This is a genomic window from Rhodococcus antarcticus (genome assembly GCF_026153295.1).
In the GTDB taxonomy this organism is placed as follows: domain Bacteria; phylum Actinomycetota; class Actinomycetes; order Mycobacteriales; family Mycobacteriaceae; genus Rhodococcus_D; species Rhodococcus_D antarcticus.
In genome coordinates, this window is the sequence record NZ_CP110615.1 from 924,638 (window position 1) to 947,957 (window position 23,320).

Consider the following 23,320-nt stretch of genomic DNA (forward strand, 5'->3'; position numbering starts at 1 on the left):
GTCCTGTCCACAGCAGGGGCCTCGGTGGCGGCGTGGCGTCGTCGCAGGTCGTACACTCCCGGGTGCGGCTCGTGCGTGCACGGGCCGACTTCGCGCGCTCGGGCCCCACCCGCTCACCAGGTGGACGGTCACCGGCGGTCCCGCTCGTCGGGCCCGGTGTCCTGCTCGGGCGCCAGGGCGGGGACCCACCGGGCCCCCGCGGCAAACCGAGAACACCTCGGCGCAGCAGTCCGGCGCCGCGGTGCTGAACGAGGAAGCGAGGACGGGGGCCACAGGCTCCCGCACCACACATGGCAGTCGTCACCATGAAGCAGCTGCTCGACAGCGGCGCTCACTTCGGGCACCAGACCCGTCGCTGGAACCCCAAGATGAAGCGGTTCATCTTCACCGACCGCAACGGCATCTACATCATCGACCTGCAGCAGACCCTGGTCTACATCGACCAGGCCTACGAGTTCGTCAAGGAGACCGTCTCGCACGGCGGCACCCTGATGTTCATCGGCACCAAGAAGCAGGCGCAGGAGTCGATCGCCGAGCAGGCCACCCGCGTCGGCATGCCCTTCGTGAACCAGCGCTGGCTGGGCGGCATGCTCACCAACTTCTCGACGGTGCACAAGCGCCTGCAGCGCCTCAAGGAGCTCGAGTCCATGGAGCAGACGGGGGGCTTCGAGGGTCGCACCAAGAAGGAGATCCTCATGCTGACCCGTGAGATGACGAAGCTGGCCCGCACCCTGGGCGGCATCCGGGACATGTCCAAGGTTCCCTCCGCGGTGTGGATCGTCGACACCAACAAGGAGCACCTGGCCGTCGCCGAGGCGCGCAAGCTCAAGATCCCCGTCGTCGCGATCCTCGACACCAACTGCGACCCGGACCTCGTCGACTACCCCATCCCGGGCAACGACGACGCGATCCGCTCCGCCGCCCTGCTGACCAAGGTCGTGGCGACTGCCGTGGCCGAGGGTCTGCAGGCTCGCGCCGGTCGCAGCAGCGGTGACGACAAGCCGGCCGACGGCGCCGACGAGCCGCTCGCCGAGTGGGAGCAGGAGATGCTGGCTGCTGCCGGCACCGACTCCGCCACCGCACCCGCCGCCACCGCACCCGCCGCCACGGAGGCCCCCGCGGCCGCCGGTGCGGCCGCCACGGCGCCTGACGAGACCGCTGCCGTTGCCGAGAGCGCTGCGGCCGAGGTCCCCGCCACGGAGGTGGCCGAGGCCGCCGTCGGTGGCGCACCCGTCACGGGAACCGACGAGCCGACCCCGGCCGACGCTCCCGCAGCGGACGTCGAGCCCAGCAAGTCCTGATCCGTCCGAGCCGGGTCCCTCGCCTGACGGCAGGGGGCCCGGCTCGTCGGTTCGGCGCCCCGAACGTGGCGCCCCGCACTGCCCGGTCGTGCCCGCCCCGGCACGAGCACCCCAGACCCCGAACCAGGAGGCCGTCCCACCATGGCTAGCTACACCGCCGCCGACGTCAAGAAGCTCCGCGAGCTCACCGGCTCCGGGATGATGGATTGCAAGAACGCCCTCGCCGACAGTGACGGTGACCACGACAAGGCTGTCGAGCTGCTCCGGATCAAGGGCGCCAAGGACGTCGGCAAGCGTGCCGAGCGGTCCACCGGCAACGGCCTCGTCGCCGCCTCCGAGGGCGTCATGGTCGAGCTCAACTGCGAGACCGACTTCGTGGCCAAGAACGCGGAGTTCCAGGCCCTGGGCGACCGCATCGTCGCCCTCGCCGTGGCCCACAAGCCGGCCGACGCCGAGGCCTTGAAGGCCCTCGAGCTCGACGGGAAGACCGTCGGAGCCGTCGTCGAGGAGTTCTCCGCGCGCATGGGCGAGAAGCTCGAGGTCCGCCGGGTCGTCGTGTTCGACGGTCCCGTCGCCACCTACCTGCACCGCAAGTCCGCGGACCTGCCGCCCGCCGTGGGCGTGCTGGTCGAGTACGCGGGGGAGGGCGAGGCCGCGGGCGAGGCCGCCCGCGGTGCGGCCATGCAGGTCGCGGCCATGCGCCCGAAGTTCGTCACCCGTGACGAGGTCCCGGTCGACGTCGTCGCGAACGAGCGCCGCATCGCCGAGGAGACCGCCCGCGAGGAGGGCAAGCCGGAGCAGGCGATGCCGAAGATCATCGAGGGCCGGGTGAACGGGTTCTTCAAGGACGCCGTGCTGCTCGAGCAGTCCTCGGTGCAGGACTCCAAGAAGTCGGTCAAGGCGGTGCTGGAGTCCGCCGGCGCCACCGTCAGCCGGTTCGCCCGTTTCGAGGTCGGGCAGAGCTGATCGAGGCAGGAACCGGTCCCCGCGTGGGGCAGGATGACGGGGTCGTCCCGGGTGCCACGAGCCCCTGGGGCGGCCCTGCCCTGCGCAGACCCCCGGCAGCCGTGCGCCCACCGCGCACCCGCCAACCCGACGGAGGACCGTGATGACGAGCCACGAGGCCGAGACGCCGGAGACCGGAGGGCGGCACGGCTACCACCGGGTGCTCCTCAAGCTCGGCGGGGAGATGTTCGGCGGCGGGGCCGTCGGCGTGGACCCCCTGGTGGTGCAGAACGTCGCCGAGCAGATCGCGGCCGTGGTGGCCTCGGGGGTGCAGGTGGCGGTGGTCATCGGGGGCGGCAACTTCTTCCGTGGCGCCGAGCTGCAGCAGATGGGCATGGACCGCGCCCGCGCCGACTACATGGGCATGCTCGGCACCGTGATGAACTGCCTCGCGCTGCAGGACTTCCTGGAGAAGCAGGGCGTGGACACCCGCGTGCAGACGGCGATCACCATGGGCCAGGTGGCGGAGCCGTACATCCCCCGCCGTGCGGTGCGCCACCTCGAGAAGGGTCGCGTGGTCATCTTCGGGGCCGGCGCGGGCATGCCGTACTTCTCCACCGACACCACCGCCGCCCAGCGTGCGCTGGAGGTCCACGCGGAGGTCGTGCTCATGGCCAAGGGCGTCGACGGCGTCTACACCGCGGATCCCAAGACCGATCCCGCGGCGACGATGTTCTCCGAGATCACCCACCGCGAGGTGCTCGAGCGCGGGCTCAAGGTCGCCGATGCCACCGCGTTCAGCCTCTGCATGGACAACGACATGCCGATCATGGTCTTCAACCTGCTGGTGCAGGGCAACATCGCCCGTGCCGTGGCGGGTGAGAGGATCGGCACCCTGGTCCGCACCCCCGGCACCCCCGCCGACGACACCACCCCTGGAGGTACCGAGTGATCGACGAGACCCTCTTCGACGCCGAGGAGAAGATGGAGAAGGCCGTCTCGGTGGCCAGGGACGATCTCTCCTCCATCCGCACCGGACGCGCGAACCCCGGCATGTTCTCCCGCATCGTCATCGAGTACTACGGCTCCATGACCCCCATCACCCAGCTGGCGGGGATCAACGTCCCCGAGGCTCGGATGATCATCATCAAGCCCTACGAGGCGAGCCAGCTCCAGGCGATCGAGACCGCGATCCGCAACTCCGACCTCGGGGTGAACCCGAGCAACGACGGCACGATCATCCGCGTCGCACTCCCGCAGCTGACCGAGGAGCGCCGCCGCGAGTACGCCAAGCAGGCCCGCGGCAAGGGCGAGGATGCCCGCGTCTCCGTGCGGTCCGTCCGGCGCAAGGCCATGGACGAGCTGGCGCGCATCCAGAAGGACGGCGACGCCGGCGAGGACGACGTGGCGCGGGCGGAGAAGGAGCTGGACAAGACCACCAGCCGGTACACGGCGCAGATCGACGAGATGGTCCGCACCAAGGAGGGTGAGCTGATGGAGGTCTAGTGCGGGCGCCCCACGGGGCTCCAGCACGACCCCACCAGCGGGTCCAGCACGGGCGAGGCGAGCAGCGGGGAGGAGGGCAGCGGTGACCAAGAACGGCTCGGCACGCACCGGCGCCGCACCCGCCACCCCGTCGACCCCCCGAGCCGGGCGCAACCTGCCCGCCGCGCTGGCCGTCGGTGGTGCCCTGGGCGGTGTCATCATCGCGAGCCTCGTGCTCGTGCCCCAGGCCTGGGTCGTCATCGTGGCCGTCGCCATGGCCGTGGCCACGTGGGAGGTCTCCACCGCCGCGTCCACCGCCGGGGTGCGGGTGGCCCTGGTGCCGCTGCTGGTGGGCGGACAGGCCATGGTGTGGCTGGGGTGGGTCTTCGGTCCGGACGGGGCCCTGGACGCGTTCGCGGCGACCGTCGTCGTCTGCATGGTGTGGCGGCTGGCCGGCGGCGCGCAGGGGTACGTGCGCGACGTCGCCGCGTCGACCTTCGTCGCAGCCTGGGTGCCGCTGTTCGGCTCGTTCGCCGTGCTGCTGCTCACCGAGGACCACGGCGCGGCTCGGGTGGCCTGCTTCATGATCGGCGTGGTGTGCTCCGACGTCGGCGGCTACGCGTTCGGGGCGGCACTGGGCAAGCACCCCATGGTCCCGACCATCAGCCCCAAGAAGTCCTGGGAGGGCTTCGCCGGGTCGATGCTGCTCGGCGTGGTCGGCGGAGCACTGACGGTCTCCCTGCTGCTCGACGCGTCGCCCTTCGTCGGAGCGCTGTTCGGTGCGCTCATCGTGGTGGTGGCCACCGGGGGCGACCTCGTGGAGAGCCAGGTCAAGCGGGACCTGGGACTCAAGGACATGGGCGACCTCCTGCCGGGCCACGGCGGGCTGATGGACCGGCTCGACTCGATCCTGCCCTCGGCCGTCGTCTCGTGGCTCGTGCTCAGCGTCCTGGTCTGAGGACCGTGCCCCCGAGACCCGCCGCGCGTGCGCCTGCCGTTCTGCCCAGCCCCAACATCTGGCACTGGCCGGCGGTCTACGAGGTGGAGAACGCTGCCCAGGACGCGCACGACGCCGTGTGGACGGTGCTCGGAGAGGTGGCGCCGTGGGCCGGGCTCGACGTCGTGGACGTCGGGTGCGGAGCAGGGTTCCACCTGCCGCGGTTCGCCGGCACCGCCCGCACCGTGGTGGGGGTGGAGCCGCACCCGCCGCTGGTCGAGCTCGCCCGCGCCCGCACCGACGGCCTCGGCCGGGTGCACGTGCTCGCCGGGACGGGCGAGCGGCTCCCCCTGCCGGACGCCCGCGCGGACGTGGTGCACGCGCGCACCGCCTGCTTCTTCGGGCCGGGGTGCGAGCCCGCGGTGGCCGAGGCCGAGCGGGTGCTGCGGCCCGGCGGGGTACTCGTGGTGGTGGATCTCGACGCCACCCGCGGGCCGTACGGCGAGTGGATGCGCACCGACCTGCCCCGCTACGACCCGGTGGCAGCCGAGCGGTTCTTCGCCGACCGGGGCTTCGGCCTGCGCCGGGTGGACACGACCTGGCGCTTCGCCGACCGCGCCGCCCTCAGGTCGGTGCTCGGGATCGAGTTCTCCGCGCGCGTGGCCGACCGTGCCTTCGAGCGCACCCCCGGGCTGACCCTGGACGTCGCCTACCGGGTGCACTGGCGCCGCACGCCGGGCGTCCCCGGTGCCGGCGCTCAGGCCTTCTTGTAGGCGCGGCGCAGCTGCAGGATGCGGATGGCCCCGGCGAACCCGGTGATGATCGCCCCGGCCAGCGCCGAGATCAGCATGTTGATGCCGATCGGCAGCTGGTAGCCCCAGCCGAAGAACTTCACCTCGGGGCTCGCACCGAGGTTCTGCACGATGAAGACGACCAGCGCCAGCATGACCAGAGCACCGACGACGAGGAACGCGTAGCTGCTGGCCGCTCGGGTCTTCTTCACCCTTCGCGGCGCGCCCGGGGAGGTGTCCGGACGTGCGGAGCCGACGGTCGAGCCGTGCTCGGGCGAGGACGAGGGGTTTCCGGGATCGGTGGTCATGGCGCAATGATGTCGGCCGCAGGCGATCCGTCACGAACGACGGGCCGCGGGTCGCGCAGGGGGTCGGCACCGGTCGGCGGTGGTCCGGGCCGTCGGAGGTGAGAGACTGGGCCATCATGGCTGTCTCCCTCCCCCTCGTCTTCGACGCTCCCAAGCGCGGTCTGCCCCCACGTCACCTGGCCGACCTCGACGCGGCCGGTCGTCGGGCCGCCGTCGCGGCCCTCGGTCTGCCCGCCTTCCGGGCCGACCAGCTGGCCCGCCAGTACTACGGCCGGCTCACCGCCGATCCGGCGCAGATGACGGACCTGCCGGCCGCGGTCCGCGACACCGTGGCCAGCGAGCTGTTCCCCACGCTGTTCACCACCGTGCGACACCTCTCCTGCGACGAGGGCACCACCCGAAAGACGCTGTGGCGGGCCCACGACGGGACGCTGGTGGAGAGCGTGCTCATGCGCTACCCCGACCGCGCGACGCTGTGCATCTCCAGCCAGGCCGGCTGCGGCATGGCGTGCCCGTTCTGCGCCACCGGCCAGGGCGGGCTGGACCGCAACCTGTCCACCGCGGAGATCGTGGACCAGGTGCGGGCCGCAGCGGCCGCCATGCGCGACGGCGAGGTCGGGGGCAGCCCCGGCCGGCTGTCGAACGTGGTGTTCATGGGCATGGGGGAGCCCCTGGCCAACTACAACCGGGTGGTGGCGGCAGTGCGCCGGATCATCGAGCCCAACCCCGACGGTCTGGGCATCTCGGCGCGCTCGGTCACGGTGTCCACCGTCGGGCTGGCCCCGGCGATCCGCAAGCTCGCCGACGAGGGTCTCCAGGTCACCCTGGCCGTGTCGTTGCACACCCCTGACGACGAGCTCCGGGACACCCTCGTGCCGGTGAACAACCGCTGGTCGGTGCGCGAGGTGCTCGACGCCGCCCGCTACTACGCGGACTCCACCGGCCGACGGGTGTCCATCGAGTACGCGCTGATCCGGGACGTCAACGACCAGCCGTGGCGGGCCGACCTGCTCGCCAAGAAGCTCAGGGGCGCGCTCGGCGCCCGGGTGCACGTGAACCTCATCCCGCTCAACCCCACGCCGGGCAGCGAGTGGGACGCGAGCCCGAAGCCGGTGGAGCAGGAGTTCGTGCGCCGGGTGCTCGCCGGTGGGGTGTCCTGCACGGTGCGCGACACCCGGGGCCAGGAGATCGCGGCCGCCTGCGGACAGCTGGCGGCCGAGGAGCCCGGCCGCTCCTGAGCGCTACTTGCGCCAGGCGGTCCGGCGGCGCAGCGAGTCCCGGAAGATGAGGGCGAGCAGGCCGACCGCCAGCGCCACGAGCCAGATGTCCTCGATGTGCCCGCGGTGGTTCCCGTGCATCAGCGCCAGCAGGCCCAGGGCCACCAGCACGCCCATGAGCCGGGTGACGCGGGGGAACTGACCGTGCCAGCCCCACTCGACGGACGGCTCGTCGGAGACGTCGACGCGGGCGACCGCGGTACGGGTGGTCGTCTCGAGCTGCTTGCCTGCCACGGGGGCCTCCGGTTCCTCGTCCTGCGTTGGTTCCATCGTGGCACACGGGCAGCGACGGCCCCGGTCGGGGATGATGGGTCCGTGACCGACGACGCCCTCCCGCCGACCCGCCTGCTGCTGCTCGGCAGCACCGGGTCCATCGGGGTCCAGGCGCTCGAGGTGGTCGTGGCGAACCCGGGCCGGTTCACGGTGGTGGGGCTCGCGGCGGCCGGGCACGACGTCGGGGCGCTCGCCGCCCAGGTCCGCGCCACCGGGGCCGCCCGGGTGGCCGTGGCCGATCCTGGCGCCGCCGACCGCCTCCGGGTGCTGCTGCCCGGCACGGAGGTGCTCGCCGGCCCCGGAGCCGCCACCCGCCTGGTCGAGGACACCCCGGCCGACGTCGTGCTCAACGCGCTGGTCGGCTCGCTCGGGCTGCGGCCGACGCTGGCCGCGCTGGCCACTGGGGCGCGGCTGGCGCTGGCCAACAAGGAGTCCCTCGTCGCCGGCGGGCCGCTCGTCACCGCCGCGGCCGCACCCGGCCAGATCGTCCCGGTGGACTCCGAGCACTCCGCCATGGCGCAGTGCCTGCGTGGCGGTCGGGCCTCCGAGGTCGCCCGCATCGTGCTCACCGCCTCCGGCGGCCCGTTCCGCGGGTGGACGGCGGCGCAGCTGGAGGGCGTCACCCCGGAGCAGGCCGGTGCGCACCCCACCTGGTCGATGGGGCCGATGAACACCCTGAACTCCGCGAGCCTGGTCAACAAGGGCCTGGAGCTCATCGAGACGCACCTGCTGTTCGACGTCCCCTACGACGGGATCGACGTCACGGTGCACCCGCAGTCGGTGGTGCACTCCATGGTCACCTTCACCGACGGCTCGACCCTGGCCCAGGCCAGCCCGCCGGACATGCGGCTGCCCATCGCGCTCGCCCTGGGCTGGCCCGACCGGATCGCCGGCGCCGCCGCGCCGTGCGACTTCTCCACCGCTGCCACCTGGACGTTCGAGCCGCTGGACGACGTGGTGTTCCCCGCGGTGGACCTCGCCCGGACGGCGGGCAAGGGCGGCGGGTGCCTGCCCGCGGTGTACAACGCCGCCAACGAGGAGGCCGCGGCGGCGTTCCTCGAGGGGGCGACGAGCTTCCCCGCGATCGTGCGGACCGTGACCGACGTCCTGTCCGGGGCCGGCCAGTGGTCGGCGGAGCCGGTTACCGTGGAGGACGTGCTGGCGGCGGAGGAGTGGGCTCGCGCCCGGGCCCGCCACCTGCTGGGACGCGCCCCCGTGTCCGCCGGACGAGAGGTATAGAACGTGGTCTTCGCCTTCGGGGTGGTGCTGTTCGCCCTCGGCATCGCCCTGTCGATCGCCCTGCACGAGTTCGGCCACCTGCTCATCGCCAAGGCCTTCGGGATGAAGGTGCGCCGCTACTACATCGGCTTCGGCCCCAAGCTGTTCAGCTTCCGGCGCGGGGAGACCGAGTACGGCTTCAAGGCCATCCCGGCCGGTGGCTTCTGCGACATCGCGGGTATGACCGCCCTGGACGAGGTCACCGCCGAGGAGCTGCCCCGGGCCATGTACCGGCAGAGCGCGTGGAAGCGGATCGCGGTCATGATGGGTGGTCCCATCACCCACTTCGCCCTGGGCATCGTGCTGGTCTACGCCCTGGCGCTCGGGTACGGCCTGCCCAACATCGGCGCACCGACCACGGCCGTGGTCGGCGCGGCCACCTGCGCCCAGCCCACCCAGAACGGGCTGACCGACAACCCGGGCACCAGCTACGCGCTGCCGGACTGCGCCCCGGGGGACCCCAGCCCGGCCGCGGCCGCCGGGCTGCGCAACGGAGACGTCATCACGGCCGTGAACGGTGCGGCCACCGCCACCTTCGCCGACGTCGTCACCCGCACCCGGGCCCTGACCGGCACCGCGGCGTTCACGATCGACCGCGACGGCCGGTCGATCACCGTGCCGGTGACGATCGCCCAGGTGCAGCGCTACGTCAGCGTCCCGGGGGGAGAGCCCCGCTCGGCGACCGTCGGCGCGATCGGTGTCGAGGCCGCCACCTACGGCGCCACCAGCTACAACCCGGCGTCGGCCGTGGTCGGCTCGGTGGCCTTCACCGGGCGCATGTTCGCCCAGACGTTCGCCGGCCTGCTGGACTTCCCGCAGAAGATCCCCGCCGTGGTGAAGGCCATCGGCGGGGGCCAGCGCGGCGCCGACACGCCGATCAGCGTGGTGGGGGCCAGCCGCATCGGCGGCGAGGTCGCCCAGCGCGGGCTGTGGCAGGTGTTCATCCTGCTGCTGGCAGGACTGAACCTGTTCATCGGCGTGTTCAACCTGTTGCCGCTGCTGCCGCTGGACGGCGGTCACATGGCCGTCACCGTGTACGAGAAGGTGCGCAACCTGTTCCGGGTGCGGCGGGGGCGGCCGATCGGCGCCCCGGTCGACTACACGAAGCTGCTGCCGCTGACCTACGTGGTGGTCCTGCTCGGCGGCGGGGTCACTCTGCTCACCATCACCGCCGACATCGTCAACCCGGTCCAGCTGTTCCAGTAGGAGGTTCTCCGTGACCGTTCCCGTCTCCCTCGGCATGCCCGACGGCCCGCAGCCCGTGCTCGCGCCGCGCCGCACCACCCGTCAGCTGATGGTCGGCTCGGTCGGCGTCGGCAGCGAGTCGCCGGTGTCGGTCCAGTCCATGACGACGACCAAGACCCACGACGTCAACGCCACGCTGCAGCAGATCGCCGAGCTGACGGCGACCGGCTGCGACATCGTCCGGGTGGCGTGCCCCCGCCAGGAGGACGCCGACGCGCTCAAGGAGATCGCGGCCAAGAGCCAGCTCCCCGTGATCGCGGACATCCACTTCCAGCCGCGCTACATCTTCTCCGCCATCGAGGCCGGGTGCGCCGCCGTGCGGGTCAACCCCGGCAACATCAAGGAGTTCGACGGCCGGGTCAAGGAGGTCGCCCTGGCGGCCAAGGACGCGGGCATCCCCATCCGCATCGGGGTCAACGCCGGGTCGCTCGACCCGCGGATCCTCAGCAAGTACGGCAAGGCCACCCCGGAGGCCCTCGTCGAGTCGGCGCTGTGGGAGGCGGGCCTGTTCGCCGAGCACGACTTCCACGACATCAAGATCAGCGTGAAGCACAACGACCCGGTGACCATGGTGCGGGCCTACGAGCTGCTCGCCGAGCAGTGCGACTACCCGCTGCACCTCGGGGTGACCGAGGCCGGACCGGCGTTCCAGGGCACCATCAAGTCCGCCGTCGCGTTCGGGGCCCTGCTGAGCAAGGGCATCGGCGACACGATCCGGGTGTCGCTCTCGGCGCCGCCGGTGGAGGAGGTGAAGGTGGGCAACCAGATCCTGCAGTCCCTCGGCCTGCGCCCCCGCAAGCTCGAGATCGTCTCCTGCCCCTCCTGCGGGCGCGCCCAGGTCGACGTCTACACCCTCGCGGACCAGGTCACCGCCGGGCTGGAGGGCATGGAGGTGCCGCTGCGCGTGGCGGTCATGGGCTGCGTCGTCAACGGCCCCGGTGAGGCCCGCGAGGCCGACCTGGGAGTGGCGTCGGGCAACGGCAAGGGCCAGATCTTCGTCAAGGGCGAGGTCATCAAGACCGTGCCCGAGGCGATGATCGTGGAGACCCTCATCGAGGAGGCCATGAAGATCGCCGAGCAGATGGAGCGCGACGGGGCGAACGCGACCGAAGGAGCGACCCCGTCGGTGGTCGTCGGCTGACGAGGCCGCGGGTGTGGTGGGTCGGCTGACGAGGCCGCGGGTGTGGTGGGTCGGCTGACGAGGCCGCGGGTGTGGCGGGTCGGCTGACGAGGCCGCGGGTGTGGCGGGTCGGCGGCGGCCCGGGGCCCGACGTGGCAGTGTGAGCCCGTGACCCAGGACGAGGCGGGGGCGGACGGTCGGTGCTGAAGACGCACTCCGTCCGCCAGCTCGGCGCACGGGACACCACGGCCGTCCTCCGCGCGCTCGACCGCGATCCCGTCGTCTCGTGCATGGTGGCGGCGCGCGTCCAGGCCCACGGTGTGGACCCGAACCGGTTGCAGGGCGAGCTGCTGACCCAGGGCCGCGTCGAGGACTCGTTGTGCTTCTCGGGCGTGAACCTCGTGCCGCTGAGCGGCTCTCCGCAGGCCGTGCGCGCGTTCAGCGACCGGGTCCGCCGCCGTCCGCGCAGCTGCTCCTCGCTCGTGGGCCCGGCCGACCTGGTGATGGCCATGTGGTCCGAGCTCGAGGGCACCTGGGGTGCGGCCAGGGACGTGCGGCCGGAGCAGCCCCTGCTGGCCCTGACCGGGGCGCTCCGGCACGCTCCGGACCCGCTGGTTCGACCCGTGCAGATGCACGAGCTGGACGTCTACCTCCCCGCTGCGGTGGCCATGTTCACCGAGGAGGTGGGGGTGGATCCGCGCGGCTCCGACGGTGGCCGGTCCTACCGGCACCGCGTGGCCGATCTCATCGCGGGCGGCCGGGCGTGGGCCCGCTTCGAGCACGGCGAGGTGGTGTTCAAGGCGGAGATCGGGTCGGTGTCCGCCCTGGCCGGGCAGATCCAGGGCGTGTGGGTGCACCCGGAGTGGCGGGGTCGCGGTCTGGGGGCGGCAGGCACCGCCGCGGTGGCGGCGGGTGTGCAGGCCGGTGGACGGGTGCCGAGCCTGTACGTCAACGACTTCAACGCGCCCGCGCGCGCGGCCTACCGGCGGGTGGGGTTCACCCAGGTGGGCACCTTCGCGACGGTGCTGCTGCACTGACCCGTTCCACGGAGACGGCCGGAACCGTGGACGTCCGTGCCTATGCTCGGCGGCGATGAACCGACGGCAGCGGATCCTGGTCCTGGTGGTCGCGGCAGTGGTGGGCACCTCGCTCGCCTCGTGCAGCGCGGCGCCGCCCACGCCCGACGGCACGGCGAACACGTTCCTGGCTGCGCTGAGCAGCGGGGACGCCACCGCGCTCGGCGCCACCACCGACGCCCCGGACGCCGCCTCGGCCGCGCTGACCGCCGCGCGCACCGCGCTGGAGCCGACGACGGTGGCCACCACGCTGAGCCAGGTGCAGACCACCGGCGACACGGCCACCGTGCTGTTCGACGCCACGTGGACCCTGCCCCAGGACCGGGTGTGGACCTACTCCGGCTCGCTGCCGATGGCTCGCAGCGGCGGCGGGTGGCAGGTGCGGTGGAGTCCGGCGGACCTGCACCCGCAGCTGGCCGTCAACCAGACGCTGGCCCTGCGGACGAAGGACGCGCCCACGGCCGCGGTGCTGGACCGCAACGGCACCCCCGTGCTGACCCCCGCCGCCCTCATCCAGGTCACCCTCGACCCGGCCAAGGCCGGCGACGTGGTGGCCGTCGCGGGTGCGCTGGCCGCCGCGCTCGGCCCGGTGGACGCCTCGATCACCCAGCAGGCCATCGTCGATGCCGTGGCCGCGGCGCCCGCCAAGCCCTACGTGGTGGCCAGGCTCCGCGACGTCGACTACCAGGGCGTCAAGCCGGCGATCTACGACCTGCCGGGCGTCACGTTCCCCACCCGCGCGGCGCTGCTCACCCCGTCGCGCACCTTCGCCCCCGCACTGATGAGCCAGGTACGCCAGACCGTGCAGGACGAGCTCGACGGCAAGGCGGGCTGGACGATCGTCACCGTCGGACCGACGGGTGCTGACGTCGCGACCCTCGCGCAGGGTGCCGCCCAGCCCGCTCCGTCGGTGAGCCTCACCCTGGACTCCGGCATCCAGACCGCCGCGCAGGACGCCGTGAACGCCGTGGCCGGCAAGCAGGCCATGGTCGTGGTGCTGCAGCCCTCCACCGGGGACGTGCTCGCCGTCGCGCAGAACCCGGAGGCGGACGGCCAGGGCACCCCGGCGCTCAACGGGCTCTACCCACCTGGGTCGACCTTCAAGATCGTGACCGCGTCGGCGGCCCTGCAGGCCGGCGTCACCACCATCGACACCCCGGTCGACTGTCCCGGCACCACCGTCATCGGGCCGCGCCGGATCCCCAACTACGACGAGTTCGCCCTCGGCACGGTGCCGCTGAGCCTCGCCTTCGCCAAGTCCTGCAACACGACGTTCGCCCAGCTCGCGACCCAGCTCGGGGCGAGCGGGCTCACCGACGCCGCGCTCCAGCTGGGACTGGGTGCGGACTACGCCGTCGACGGCATCACCACCGTCACCGGCACCGTGCCGCCGGCGCAGGACACGGTGAAGCGCGCCGAGGACGGCTTCGGCCAGGGCGACGTGGTGGCGAGCCCGTTCGGCATGGCACTGGCCGCCGCCACCGTGGCGAACGGAGCCACGCCGGTGCCCACGCTCATCAGGGGGTCCACCGCCACCACGGTGACCCGCCCGCCGCCCGCCGTGCCCCGGCCGGTGCTCGACGGGGTGCGGACGATGATGCGCGACGTGGTCACCGAGGGCACCGCCACCTCCCTCCGCGGGCTCGGTGAGGTCTACGGCAAGACCGGCGAGGCCCAGTTCGGCGACGGCACGCAGAGCCACGCCTGGTTCGTGGGCTACCGGGGCGACCTCGCGTTCGCGACGCTCGTGGTCGACGGTGGCAGCTCGACCAACGCCGTGGCGGTGACCAAGCAGCTGCTGACCGCGCTCCCCGCGGGCTGACGGCGCGGGTGCGGACGGCGCTCCTGGCGGGCTGACGCGCGGGCCGCGGGCTCCGCGGCCCGCGGCTAACCTGGAGTCCATGCCCGTCCGCGCCCCGCTCGCCCCTGGCCACCTCTCGCCCGAGCGCTCCGTGCCCCGCGATATCCCCCGCCCCGAGTACGTCGGGAAGAAGGGCCCCGCCCGCAGCACCGACCCCTGGGTGCAGCCGCCCGAGGTCATCGAGGCCATGCGGGTGGCCGGTCGGATCGCGGCGCAGGCCCTCGCCGCCGGTGGGGCGGCCGTGGCCCCCGGCGTCACCACCGACGAGGTCGACCGCGTGGTGCACGAGTACCTGCTCGACCACCACGCCTACCCGTCGACGCTGGGCTACCGGGGGTTCCCCAAGAGCTGCTGCGTCTCGCTCAACGAGGTCATCTGCCACGGCATCCCGGACTCCACGGTCATCGACGACGGCGACATCGTGAACATCGACGTCACCGGCTACATCGGTGGTGTGCACGGGGACACCAACGCCACGTTCCTGGCCGGCGAGGTCAGCGAACCGGCCCGGCTGCTCGTGGAGCGCACCCACGAGGCCACCATGCGGGCGATCCGGGCCGTCAAGCCGGGCCGCCAGCTCAACGTCATCGGCCGGGTCATCGAGGCCTACGCCGCGCGGTTCGGCTACGGGGTGGTCCGCGACTTCACCGGTCACGGGATCGGGCGCACCTTCCACAGCGGGCTCGTGGTGCTGCACTACGACAACCCCGACGTCGACACCGTGATCGAGGAGGGAATGACCTTCACGATCGAGCCGATGATCACCCTGGGCGGGATCGACCACGACCAGTGGGACGACGGGTGGACGGTGACGACCAAGGACCGCAGCTGGACCGCGCAGTTCGAGCACACCCTGCTGGTCACCGCGGCGGGCGCCGAGATCCTGACCCTGCCGTGATCGCGGCGCCACCCCCGGCCTCGCGCCCCGCGCACGTCCCGGGGGCCGCCCCTGCTCGCGTCGTGCGCGCCCATCGTCGTTCCGGGGCCGTCCCTGCCGCGTCGTGCGGACCCGACGGCGGGGCACCGGTCGCGTGAGGGGTGCGCTGCTCGTCGCGGGCACCACGTCCGACGCGGGCAAGAGCGTCCTGGTCGCCGGCATCTGCCGCTGGCTGCACCGGCAGGGGGTGAGCGTCGCCCCGTTCAAGGCGCAGAACATGTCCAACAACTCGGCCGTGACCCTGGACGGCGGGGAGATCGGCCGAGCCCAGGCGCTGCAGGCCGCGGCGTGCGGGCTGGAGCCGTCGGTGGCGTTCAACCCCGTGCTGCTGAAGCCGGGCAGCGACCGCACCTCGCAGCTCGTGGTCAACGGCCGCGCCCGGGGCCAGGTCAGCGCCACCAGCTACCACCGCCACCGCACCGAGCTCGCGGCCGTGGTGGCCGACGGCCTGGCCGCCCTGCGCACCCGCTTCGACGTGGTGGTCTGCGAGGGCGCGGGTTCCCCGGCGGAGATCAACCTCCGCGCCACCGACCTGGCGAACATGGGTCTGGCCCGCGCGGGTGACCTGCCGACCATCGTGGTGGGCGACATCGACCGGGGCGGCGTGCTGGCGCACCTGTTCGGCACCGTGGCCGTCCTCTCCGCCGCGGACCAGGCGCTGGTGGCGGGGTTCGTCGTCAACAAGTTCCGGGGCGACCAGGACCTGCTCGCTCCAGGGCTGGAGCAGCTGCGCGCGCTCACCGGGCGGCCGACCCTGGGCGTGGTGCCGTTCACCGACGCCCTGTGGATCGACGCCGAGGACTCGCTGTCCACGGTCGCGGACGGCACCGTCGGACGTCCCGCCCCGCCACACGGTTCGAGCTGGCTGCGGGTGGCCGTGGTGCGGCTGCCCCGGGTGTCCAACGCCACCGACGTGGAGGCACTCGCCTGCGAGCCGGGGGTGGCGGTGCGCTGGGTGACCGAGCCCTCCCGCCTGCTCGACGCCGACGTGGTGGTGCTGCCGGGCTCGAAGTCCACCGTGGACGACCTCGGGTGGTTGCGGCGCACGGGGATGGCCGGTGCGGTGCTCGCCCACGCCGCGGCCGGCAAGCCGGTGCTGGGGGTGTGCGGTGGCTACCAGATGCTGGGCCGGCGGATCGTCGACGGAGTCGAGTCCGGGGCCGGGGAGGTCGCGGGACTCGGGCTGCTGGACCTCGACGTCGTGTTCGAGACGGAGAAGGTGCTGGCCCGGCCGAGCGGGGTGGCGATGGGCGAGCCGGTGCGTGGCTACGAGATCCACCACGGCCGGGTGGTCCGCTCCGGTGATCCCGTGCTCCTGGAGCAGCCGGGGGAGGGCAGCCGGCGCGGCAGCGTCCACGGCACGCACTGGCACGGGCTGCTGGCCAACGACGCCTTCCGTCGCGCGTGGCTCACCGAGGTGGCGGCAACGGCGGGCTGCACCGGGTTCGTCGTCGCCCCGGACACCGATGTCGCCGCCGAGCGCGAGGCCCAGCTGGACCTGCTGGGTGACCTCGTCGAGGCGCACCTGGACACGGCTGCGCTGGTGGCGCTGATCGAGCACGGCGTGCCGCGGGGGCTGCCCTTCGTCCCGCCCGGGTCCCCCGAGCCCTGACCTCCTGGACCTCGACCCGGGGCTCCGGCTGACGGGCCGGATCCAGTCCCGATCGGTGGGGCCCTCGCGGGACACCGCGCCCGGTAGCGTCGCTCGCCGTGGACCACCTGCCCCTCGCCGACCTGGACGACGTGCGGCTGACCCTGACCAAGGACACCCAGCTGTGCGTCTCGCTCGCCGCGCGCCCGGGCAACACCGGCACGCGGCTGCAGAACTTCCTCTACCGGGCCACCGGCGCCGATCTCGTCTACAAGGCCTTCGCCCCCACCGACCTGGCGCAGGCCGTCGCCGGTATCCGGGGCCTGCCCATCCGCGGTGCTGCGGTGTCCATGCCCTACAAGTCCGACGTCATCCCAATGCTCGACCACGTCGCCCCCTCGGCGGCCCGCATCGGAGCCGTCAACACGATCGTCAACGACGCCGGGGTGCTCACCGGGCACAACACCGACGTGACGGCGGTCCAGGCCCTGGTGGCCGGGCTCGGGGTCCCGCGCGCGGCCACCGTCTGCGTGACCGGTAGTGGCGGCATGGCGCGGGCGATCGTCTCCGGCCTGCACGACTCCGGGTTCACCTCCGTGACGGTTGCGGCCCGCACGGAGGCGACCGGCCGCCCGCTCGCCGAGCGGCACGGCTGCGCCTGGTCGCCGGTACCGGTGGCCGCCGAGCTGCTCGTGAACGCCACCCCTGTCGGCATGGAGCCGGACCAGGACGGACTCCCGTTCACCCCGGCGCAGGTGGACACCGCCGGGTACGTCCTGGAGAGCGTCGCGTACCCGCTGGAGACCCGGCTGGTGCGTCTGGCCCGCCAGCAGGGCACGCCCACCGTGGACGGGTTCCAGGTGACGGTGCTGCAGTCGGTCGAGCAGTTCACCCTCTACACCGGGATCGTCCCCGGCGCAGAGATCATCACGGCCGCACGGGAGTTCGTGCTCTCCCGGGCGTGATCAGCCGGCGACGTTCTTCGTGGCCGTCTCGTAGCGACGCTGCAGGTCCACGCTGACGCCCTCGCTGAAGGTCAGCGAGGTGGCGACGATGTGGAAGATCCCCACCGAGTTCGAGTAGATCTCGGCGCGGCCGGAGGTGGGGAAGACCCGCACCACCACGTCGTCCGTGCTGATCGCCTGGCTGCAGCCGGACCCGGGGCAGTCGGCCGCGGTCGTGTCGCGCGCGCCGGTCGTGTCGAGCCCGGCCGCGGTGAAGCCGTCGATGACCTCCTGGGCGGTGACGCGGCCAGGACCGACCGCGTTGGGGGGCAGGACGTCGGGCACTCGGGCCGCCGAGCGTCCGCCGCACGCCGACAGCAGGATGCCGAGCACCAGCACTGCCGCACCCAGCCTCGGCGCGCTCACCGGACGTCCTCGAGGGAGCGGCCCTTGGTCTCCTTGACGAACTTCAGCACCACGAACAGCGACAGCAGCGCCATCGCGGCGTAGCCCGCGTAGGTGACCGAGAGGTTGAGGTCGGAGAAGGTCGGGAACGTGACCGTGACCGCGAAGTTCGCGATCCAGTTCGCCGAGGTGGCCACCGCCACCGCCGCCGCGCGGGACTGGTTCGGGAACATCTCGCTGAGCAGGACCCAGACCGTGGGGCCCCAGGACAGGGCGAAGAAGAACACGAACAGGTTGGCCGCGACGAGGGCGATGGTTCCCTGCGGCGAGGGCAGCGTGGCCGTGCCGTCCACGGTCTGGGAGTAGGAGAACGCCCACGAGGCGGTGCCCAGCGCCAGGGTCATGCCGATGGAGCCGGTGATGAGCAGCGGGCGCCGCCCCACGCGGTCGATGATGGAGATGGCCACGAGGGTGCCGGCGATGTTCACGCCGGCACTGACGACGCTGATGAGCAGCGAGCGGTCCTCGCCGATGCCGACGGACTGCCACAGCGAGGATGAGTAGTAGAAGATCACGTTGATGCCGACCAGCTGCTGGAGCGCGGCCAGGGCCACCCCGAGCAGGACCAGCGGGACCATCTTGTTGGGGCCCATGAACAGGTCGCGCACCCGCGACTTCTCGTCGCTGCGCAACGACGACTTGATCTCGTCGAGCCGGGACTGGACCTGCTCCTCGTCGCCGCCCTCGAGGTCGGCGAGGATGCCGCGGGCCTGCTCGGTGCGGCCCAGGCCGACGAGGTAGCGCGGGGACTCCGGGATGGTCAGCGTCATGACGCCGTAGAGCAGGGCGGGCACGGCCGCGACCAGCAGCATCCACTGCCAGGCCTGGACGCCGAGGAGCTGGTTCGACGCGGAGCCCCCCGCGGCCTGGGCCAGGCCGTAGTTGACGAGCGCGGAGACCGCGATACCGAGCACGATGGCCAGCTGGTGCATGGACCCGAGCCTGCCGCGGTAGGCCGCCGGGGAGATCTCGGCGATGTAGGCCGGGGAGATCACCGACGCCACGCCCACCGCGATTCCGCCGATCACCCGCCAGAACGCGAGGTCGATGATGTCGAAGGGGAAGGCGGAGCCGATCGCGCTGATGACGAACAGCGCGGCCGAGACCTGCATGACGCGGATCCGGCCGAAGCGGTTGGCCAGCGCGCCGGCGTACCAGGCGCCCAGCGCCGCCCCGAGCAGGGCCAGGGAGACCGTGAGGCCGGTGACGGCGGTGCCCACCTCGAAGCGCTGCTGGATCGCGTCCACCGCGCCGTTGATGACGGAGGTGTCGTAGCCGAAGAGGAACCCCCCCAGTGCGGCGGCGGAGGAGAAGAACACCGCGTGCGCGAGGTCCGCCTGCCCTGAGCCGGACCTGGAGCCGTCCGCCCGGGATGTCGCCGTGTCCGCCATCTCGCCCACCCTCACCGGGGCCGGCCGACGCACCCGTCGCGTCGTCCTCGCACGGCCCGAGCCGGGACGCTACGCCCGGGCGCGCCGAGCGGCTGATCCGAGGGCCGGTAGCGTCGCCCACCATGCCGGTCCAGCACGTCAGCGTCGACGAGCTCACGTTCACCGTCCACACCGACGGCCCCGACGATGGGCCGGCCGTGCTTCTGCTGCACGGCTTCCCGCAGGGCCCGGGCTGCTACGACGCCGTGCTCCCGAGGCTGCACGGCGCGGGTCTGCGCACGATCGTGCCGGCCCAGCGGGGCTACTCCCCGGGTGCCCGCCCGACCGGGGACGATGCCTACGCCGTGGAGCACCTGGTGGCCGACGCCCTCGGGCTGCTCGACGCCCTCGGCGTGGGGTACGCGCACGTGGTGGGCCACGACTGGGGTGCAGCGGTGGCCTGGCAGCTGGCTGCGCGGCACCCGGGCCGGGTGAGCAGCCTGGTGGCCGCCAGCGTCGGTCACCCCACCGCGCTGTCCGACGCGCTGGCCACCGACGCCGACCAGCGCAGCCGGTCGGCCTACATGCGCGACTTCGCGGTGCCGGGTGCGGCCGAGCAGGTGCTGGCGGGGGGCACCGACCGGCTGCGCGCCCTGGTCGGGGAGGGCCACGACCTGGCCGAGGCCGTCACCGGACCGGCGGGCCTGGACGCGGCGCTGGGCTGGTACCGGGCACGGGGCTCGGCGGAGTTCCGCGCGACGCCGGACGTGGAGGTCCCCACGACCTTCCTGTGGGGCACCGAGGACGAGTTCCTCGGCCGCACCCAGGCGGTGTCGACCGGGCGGCACGTGCTGGCTGAGTACCGCTTCGTCGAGCTGGCCGGGGTGGGCCACTGGATCCCCGAGGACGCCGCTGCGGCGCTGGCCACCGAGGTGGTGCTGCGCTCGAGCCCCTGGTGAGCGGAGCTCGGGGGAGTGTCCTGGTGAGCGGAGCTCGGGTCTAGACCTCGAGGCCCAGCAGGGCGTTCTCCAGCACCTCGGGCAGACCGGGGTGGATCCAGTACTGCCCGGTGGCCATGTCGGTGGCGCTGAGGCCGAAGCTCAGCGCCTGGATCGCCGGCTGGATGATGCTGGAAGCCTGCGCGCCCATGACGTGGACGCCGAGCAGGCGCCCGGTGCCCTTCTCGGCGATGACCTTGCAGAAGCCCTCGCGGTCCTCCATGGCCCAGCCGTAGGCGACGTCGGCGTACTCCTGCACCTTCACCGTGATGTCGAGGCCCTGCTCCCGCGCGGCGCGCTCGGTGAGTCCCACGGTGGCGATCTGGGGGTCGGTGAACACGGCGGCAGGCACGAACCGGTGGTCGCTGGCCCGCAGCGCGTCGGGGTGCAGGAGGTTGTGCTGGACCACGCGGGCCTCGTGGTTGGCCACGTGCTTGAGCTGGTGCTCCGAGGAGATGTCGCCGAGGGCGAACACGCCGTCGAGGACGCTGCCGTCGTCGGTGAGCACCCGCTGCTGCGCGTCGACGCGGATGCGGCCGTCGGGGTGCAGGCCGATCCCGCCGGTGGCGACCTCCAGCTCGTCCCCGTTCGGTGCGCGCCCGGCGGCGACGAGGAGGGCGTCCCCGTGAACCACGGACCCGTCGTCGAGCTCCACCTCCACCGCGCCCCCGGTGCCGCGCACGGCGGCGACGGTGCGCTCCAGGCGGACGTCCCACTTCTCCTGGGCCAGGCGGGTGAAGCGCGTGCTGACGTCGTCGTCCTGGGCGCGCAGCATCGTGGCGCTGCGCGCGATCACGGTGACCCGGCTGCCGAGGGCGGCGAACACGTGCGCGAACTCCGAGGCGATGTACCCCGCGCCGATGATGACGAGGTGCTCGGGCAGCTCGGGCAGGCGCATCACGTCGTCGTTGGTGTGGAACCGCACCCCGGAGTCGCGGACCTCGGCGGGGATCACCGGCCGTGAGCCGGCCGCGATCACGATGCGGTCCGCGGTGATGGTCTCGCCGGTCCCCGTCTCGATCGTGCGGGGTCCGACGAACCGGGCGTGGCCGGTGAACACGGTGGTGTTCGGCGTGCCCTCGGCGCGGTACGTCGCTCCCCCGACCGAGATGGGGTCGATGCGGCCGAAGACGCGGTCGACGATGTCGCGCCACCGGACCCCGTCGACGTGCGCGTCCACCCCGAAGCGGTGCGCGTCCCGCACGGCCAGGGTCTGGTCGGCCGCGTAGACGTACATCTTGGTGGGGATGCAGCCCACGTTGATGCAGGTGCCGCCGAAGGTCCCCTGCTCCAGGATCGCGACGTCGAGGTCGTCGAACCTGCCGTCGAGGATCGTGTTGCCCGAGCCGCTGCCGATGACCACCAGGTCGAAGTGCCTCACCGCGGCAACGCTACCGGGCCGTGGACCGGGCCTTGCGTCGACCGCCCGTGGCTTGCTGGCGAGCCATCTCCAGCAGCTCGTCCATCGCGTCGTGCAGCCCGCGGGCCATGTCCCACACGTCCGGCACCATCTCGCGGCAGACGATGATGCCGAAGTCGAGGTGGCCGTCGTAGGACATGACGGTGATGTTGATGCCGCCGCCGGCGTCGCTCACCGCCGAGACGGGGAAGCTGCCCGTCACCCGCGACCCGGCCGTGTACAGCGGCAGCTGCGGGCCGGGCACGTTGGAGATGAAGAGGTTGAACGGCGGTGACCCCATCGTCAGGGCGCGCAGCAAGGTCCGGGAGGCCAGTCCGTGCAGGGCCTGCGGCAGCACGGAGCTGTACTCCTGCAGGAGCTGGGCGGGCACGGCGTCGAAGCGCTCCTTGGCCTCCAGCAGCGAGGCGTGCAGGTCGTCCAGCCGCTGGGCGGGATCGTCCTCCTGGGTCGGCAGCGCGGTGAGCATGAAGGCGATCTGGTTGCCGCCCGTGCCCATCTGCTCCGGCGTGCGCACCGAGACGGGCATGGCGGCCACGAGAGGCGTTCGGGGCAGGGCGTCGTGCTCGAGGAGCCAGGTCCGCAGCACCGTGGTGCACAGCGCCATCACCACGTCGTTCACGGTGAGGCCGAAGGCGTTCTTCACCTCCTTCACCTCCTCCAGCGGCAGCGACGTGAACGCGAAGCGCCGGTGCGGGGTGATGGGGCCGTTGAACGGGGTGCGCGGCGGGACCGGCGCCGGGTCGGGGCGGTCGCCGATGACGCTGAGCCCGGCCATCCGGGTCACGGTGCCCACCACCTTGGCCACCTGCGGGACACCGGGGATGGTCTGCGCCCCGGGCAGGTCCAGCACGTGCGGCAGCATGGTCGGGGCGTTGAGCAGGAAGCGCGCCGGTCGGGCCGCGATCTTCCAGACGCCGCGGAGCACGGCCTGGGCCGTGCCGGGGGCCTCGTCGGGCTCGGCGTCGGGGTCCGGGGGCTCCACCTCCCGGGGCTCGGGGGTGGCGTCCATGATCACGGCGAGCACCTCGGCGCCCGAGACGCCGTCGATCGCCGAGTGGTGGACCTTGGTGTACAGCGCCTTGCGGCCGTTCTCCAGGCCGTGGATCAGGTAGCACTCCCACAGCGGGCGGGAGCGGTCCAGCGGCCGCGCGGCCAGACGGGCCACCTGCTCACCGAGCTGCTCGTCGGTGCCCGGCGCCACCAGGGCGATCTCGCGGATGTGGTACTCCAGGTCGAACTCTTCGGACTCGACCCAGTACGGCAGGTCCAGGCCCAGCGGTACCTCGTGCAGGCGCCAGCGCAGGGGTCCGATGAGGTGCAGCCGACCACCGATGAGCTCGCGCAGGTCCTCGACCGTCAGGTCCCCCCGCGGCGAGTCCGCGGTGTCGACGATGGTCAACGATCCGACGTGCACCAGCGTGGTCGACGTCTCGGCGTTGAGGAACTGGGCGTCGAGCGGGCTGAGCTGGCGCATGGCACTCCTTGTTCGACGCGTCGGGTGCACACCCGTCCCGCGGGTGCCGAACGTACCCGACCGTCTGTGACCCCGACCACGTCCTCCTGGCACCACTAGGCTCGGACGCACCAGAACGGCGGTGGTGGCAGGGAACCCGGTGCGAACCCGGGGCTGTCGCGCAACTGTGAGGTCTCCCGTCCGGGTGACCGAGCCAGGAACCCCACCCGCGCCGTGCCACTCGA

21 protein-coding genes, 1 pseudogene and 1 riboswitch are annotated in these 23,320 nt (G+C 72.7%); of the genes and pseudogenes, 16 read left to right on the forward strand and 6 right to left on the reverse strand.

All coding sequences use genetic code 11. The annotated features are described in order from the left end of the window. Positions 1-290: 290 nt before the first annotated feature. The 6 genes and pseudogenes from rpsB to RHODO2019_RS04605 form a co-directional block, all read left to right on the forward strand. A pseudogene (gene rpsB / locus RHODO2019_RS04580) lies at positions 291-1,205 on the forward strand (30S ribosomal protein S2); the annotation flags it as partial. A 237-nt stretch (positions 1,206-1,442) separates the two neighbouring features. Further along, positions 1,443-2,267, forward strand: a complete 825-nt coding sequence (tsf, locus tag RHODO2019_RS04585) for a translation elongation factor Ts (RefSeq protein WP_265383833.1) — start codon at positions 1,443-1,445, stop codon at positions 2,265-2,267. A gap of 142 nt (positions 2,268-2,409) precedes the next feature. Next, complete coding sequence (gene pyrH / locus RHODO2019_RS04590) at positions 2,410-3,198, forward strand: UMP kinase (RefSeq protein ID WP_265383834.1); 789 nt, start codon at positions 2,410-2,412, stop codon at positions 3,196-3,198. Then, positions 3,195-3,752 carry a ribosome recycling factor gene (gene frr, locus RHODO2019_RS04595; RefSeq protein WP_265383835.1) on the forward strand — a complete coding sequence of 186 codons (558 nt, stop codon included), beginning with the start codon at positions 3,195-3,197 and terminating at the stop codon, positions 3,750-3,752. Before pyrH ends, frr begins: the two co-directional genes overlap by 4 nt. An 82-nt stretch (positions 3,753-3,834) precedes the next feature. Then, the gene (locus tag RHODO2019_RS04600) at positions 3,835-4,689 is read left to right on the forward strand and encodes a phosphatidate cytidylyltransferase (RefSeq protein WP_265383836.1); all 855 of its coding nucleotides are present in this window, start codon (positions 3,835-3,837) and stop codon (positions 4,687-4,689) included. Positions 4,690-4,694: 5 nt separating this feature from the next. Beyond that, positions 4,695-5,441 (forward strand): class I SAM-dependent methyltransferase, encoded by a 747-nt coding sequence (locus RHODO2019_RS04605; protein WP_265383837.1) that lies wholly within the window; start codon positions 4,695-4,697, stop codon positions 5,439-5,441. Here RHODO2019_RS04605 and RHODO2019_RS04610 read toward each other — a convergent pair. Further along, entirely contained in the window at positions 5,426-5,767 is a 342-nt protein-coding gene (locus tag RHODO2019_RS04610) for a LapA family protein (protein ID WP_265383838.1), read from the reverse strand. The two genes, RHODO2019_RS04605 and RHODO2019_RS04610, sit on opposite strands and share 16 nt — an antisense overlap. 116 nt (positions 5,768-5,883) lie before the next feature. Here RHODO2019_RS04610 and rlmN point away from each other — a divergent pair, with 116 nt between their 5' ends. Further along, complete coding sequence (rlmN, locus tag RHODO2019_RS04615) at positions 5,884-7,005, forward strand: dual-specificity RNA methyltransferase RlmN (protein ID WP_265383839.1); 1,122 nt, start codon at positions 5,884-5,886, stop codon at positions 7,003-7,005. 3 nt (positions 7,006-7,008) lie between these two features. Here the strand turns inward: rlmN and RHODO2019_RS04620 are convergent, their stop codons facing one another. Next, positions 7,009-7,278 (reverse strand): DUF2631 domain-containing protein, encoded by a 270-nt coding sequence (locus tag RHODO2019_RS04620; RefSeq protein WP_265383840.1) that lies wholly within the window; start codon positions 7,276-7,278, stop codon positions 7,009-7,011. An 81-nt stretch (positions 7,279-7,359) separates the two neighbouring features. On the opposite strand from RHODO2019_RS04620, the gene dxr reads away from it, so the two are divergent. The 8 genes from dxr (at position 7,360) to RHODO2019_RS04660 (ending at position 17,390) form a co-directional block, all read left to right on the forward strand. Beyond that, positions 7,360-8,556, forward strand: coding sequence for a 1-deoxy-D-xylulose-5-phosphate reductoisomerase (gene dxr / locus RHODO2019_RS04625; protein WP_265383841.1), 1,197 nt, complete (start codon positions 7,360-7,362; stop codon positions 8,554-8,556). Positions 8,557-8,559: 3 nt separating this feature from the next. Continuing rightward, positions 8,560-9,801 carry a M50 family metallopeptidase gene (locus RHODO2019_RS04630; RefSeq protein WP_265383842.1) on the forward strand — a complete coding sequence of 414 codons (1,242 nt, stop codon included), beginning with the start codon at positions 8,560-8,562 and terminating at the stop codon, positions 9,799-9,801. A 10-nt stretch (positions 9,802-9,811) separates the two neighbouring features. After that, positions 9,812-10,981: a flavodoxin-dependent (E)-4-hydroxy-3-methylbut-2-enyl-diphosphate synthase gene (gene ispG, locus RHODO2019_RS04635; protein WP_265383843.1), complete on the forward strand. Its 1,170-nt coding sequence runs from the start codon at positions 9,812-9,814 to the stop codon at positions 10,979-10,981. A gap of 179 nt (positions 10,982-11,160) precedes the next feature. After that, the gene (locus RHODO2019_RS04640) at positions 11,161-11,997 is read left to right on the forward strand and encodes a GNAT family N-acetyltransferase (RefSeq protein ID WP_265383844.1); all 837 of its coding nucleotides are present in this window, start codon (positions 11,161-11,163) and stop codon (positions 11,995-11,997) included. 55 nt (positions 11,998-12,052) lie between these two features. After that, positions 12,053-13,858 carry a penicillin-binding transpeptidase domain-containing protein gene (locus tag RHODO2019_RS04645; RefSeq protein ID WP_265383845.1) on the forward strand — a complete coding sequence of 602 codons (1,806 nt, stop codon included), beginning with the start codon at positions 12,053-12,055 and terminating at the stop codon, positions 13,856-13,858. 79 nt (positions 13,859-13,937) lie between these two features. After that, entirely contained in the window at positions 13,938-14,795 is an 858-nt protein-coding gene (gene map, locus RHODO2019_RS04650; protein ID WP_265383846.1) for a type I methionyl aminopeptidase, read from the forward strand. Between the two features lie 133 nt (positions 14,796-14,928). Continuing rightward, a complete protein-coding gene (locus tag RHODO2019_RS04655; RefSeq protein ID WP_265383847.1) occupies positions 14,929-16,446 on the forward strand; it encodes a cobyric acid synthase in 1,518 nt (505 codons plus the stop codon). 98 nt (positions 16,447-16,544) lie between these two features. Further along, positions 16,545-17,390 (forward strand): shikimate 5-dehydrogenase, encoded by an 846-nt coding sequence (locus tag RHODO2019_RS04660; RefSeq protein ID WP_435532175.1) that lies wholly within the window; start codon positions 16,545-16,547, stop codon positions 17,388-17,390. On the opposite strand, the gene RHODO2019_RS04665 is transcribed toward RHODO2019_RS04660, so the two are convergent. After that, complete coding sequence (locus RHODO2019_RS04665; protein ID WP_265383848.1) at positions 17,391-17,795, reverse strand: hypothetical protein; 405 nt, start codon at positions 17,793-17,795, stop codon at positions 17,391-17,393. Beyond that, positions 17,792-19,225, reverse strand: coding sequence for a sugar porter family MFS transporter (locus RHODO2019_RS04670; protein WP_265383849.1), 1,434 nt, complete (start codon positions 19,223-19,225; stop codon positions 17,792-17,794). Before RHODO2019_RS04670 ends, RHODO2019_RS04665 begins: the two co-directional genes overlap by 4 nt. 122 nt (positions 19,226-19,347) lie before the next feature. Here RHODO2019_RS04670 and RHODO2019_RS04675 point away from each other — a divergent pair, with 122 nt between their 5' ends. Continuing rightward, on the forward strand, positions 19,348-20,163 hold the full coding sequence (locus tag RHODO2019_RS04675; RefSeq protein ID WP_265383850.1) for an alpha/beta fold hydrolase: 816 nt from the start codon (positions 19,348-19,350) through the stop codon (positions 20,161-20,163). Between the two features lie 40 nt (positions 20,164-20,203). Here RHODO2019_RS04675 and RHODO2019_RS04680 read toward each other — a convergent pair whose 3' ends face one another. Continuing rightward, the gene (locus RHODO2019_RS04680) at positions 20,204-21,583 is read right to left on the reverse strand and encodes a mycothione reductase (protein WP_265383851.1); all 1,380 of its coding nucleotides are present in this window, start codon (positions 21,581-21,583) and stop codon (positions 20,204-20,206) included. Between the two features lie 10 nt (positions 21,584-21,593). Beyond that, positions 21,594-23,096, reverse strand: coding sequence for a WS/DGAT/MGAT family O-acyltransferase (locus tag RHODO2019_RS04685; RefSeq protein ID WP_265383852.1), 1,503 nt, complete (start codon positions 23,094-23,096; stop codon positions 21,594-21,596). 105 nt (positions 23,097-23,201) lie between these two features. Then, a riboswitch (cobalamin riboswitch) is annotated at positions 23,202-23,320 on the forward strand.

Coding starts and splice junctions, on each gene's coding strand:
- tsf (WP_265383833.1), top strand. CDS start 1,443: ATGGCTAGCTACACCGCCGCCGACGTCAAGAAGCTCCGCGAGCTCACC.
- pyrH (WP_265383834.1), top strand. CDS start 2,410: ATGACGAGCCACGAGGCCGAGACGCCGGAGACCGGAGGGCGGCACGGC.
- RHODO2019_RS04610 (WP_265383838.1), bottom strand. CDS start 5,767: ATGACCACCGATCCCGGAAACCCCTCGTCCTCGCCCGAGCACGGCTCG.
- rlmN (WP_265383839.1), top strand. CDS start 5,884: ATGGCTGTCTCCCTCCCCCTCGTCTTCGACGCTCCCAAGCGCGGTCTG.
- RHODO2019_RS04645 (WP_265383845.1), top strand. CDS start 12,053: ATGAACCGACGGCAGCGGATCCTGGTCCTGGTGGTCGCGGCAGTGGTG.
- map (WP_265383846.1), top strand. CDS start 13,938: ATGCCCGTCCGCGCCCCGCTCGCCCCTGGCCACCTCTCGCCCGAGCGC.
- RHODO2019_RS04670 (WP_265383849.1), bottom strand. CDS start 19,225: ATGGCGGACACGGCGACATCCCGGGCGGACGGCTCCAGGTCCGGCTCA.
- RHODO2019_RS04675 (WP_265383850.1), top strand. CDS start 19,348: ATGCCGGTCCAGCACGTCAGCGTCGACGAGCTCACGTTCACCGTCCAC.
- RHODO2019_RS04685 (WP_265383852.1), bottom strand. CDS start 23,096: ATGCGCCAGCTCAGCCCGCTCGACGCCCAGTTCCTCAACGCCGAGACG.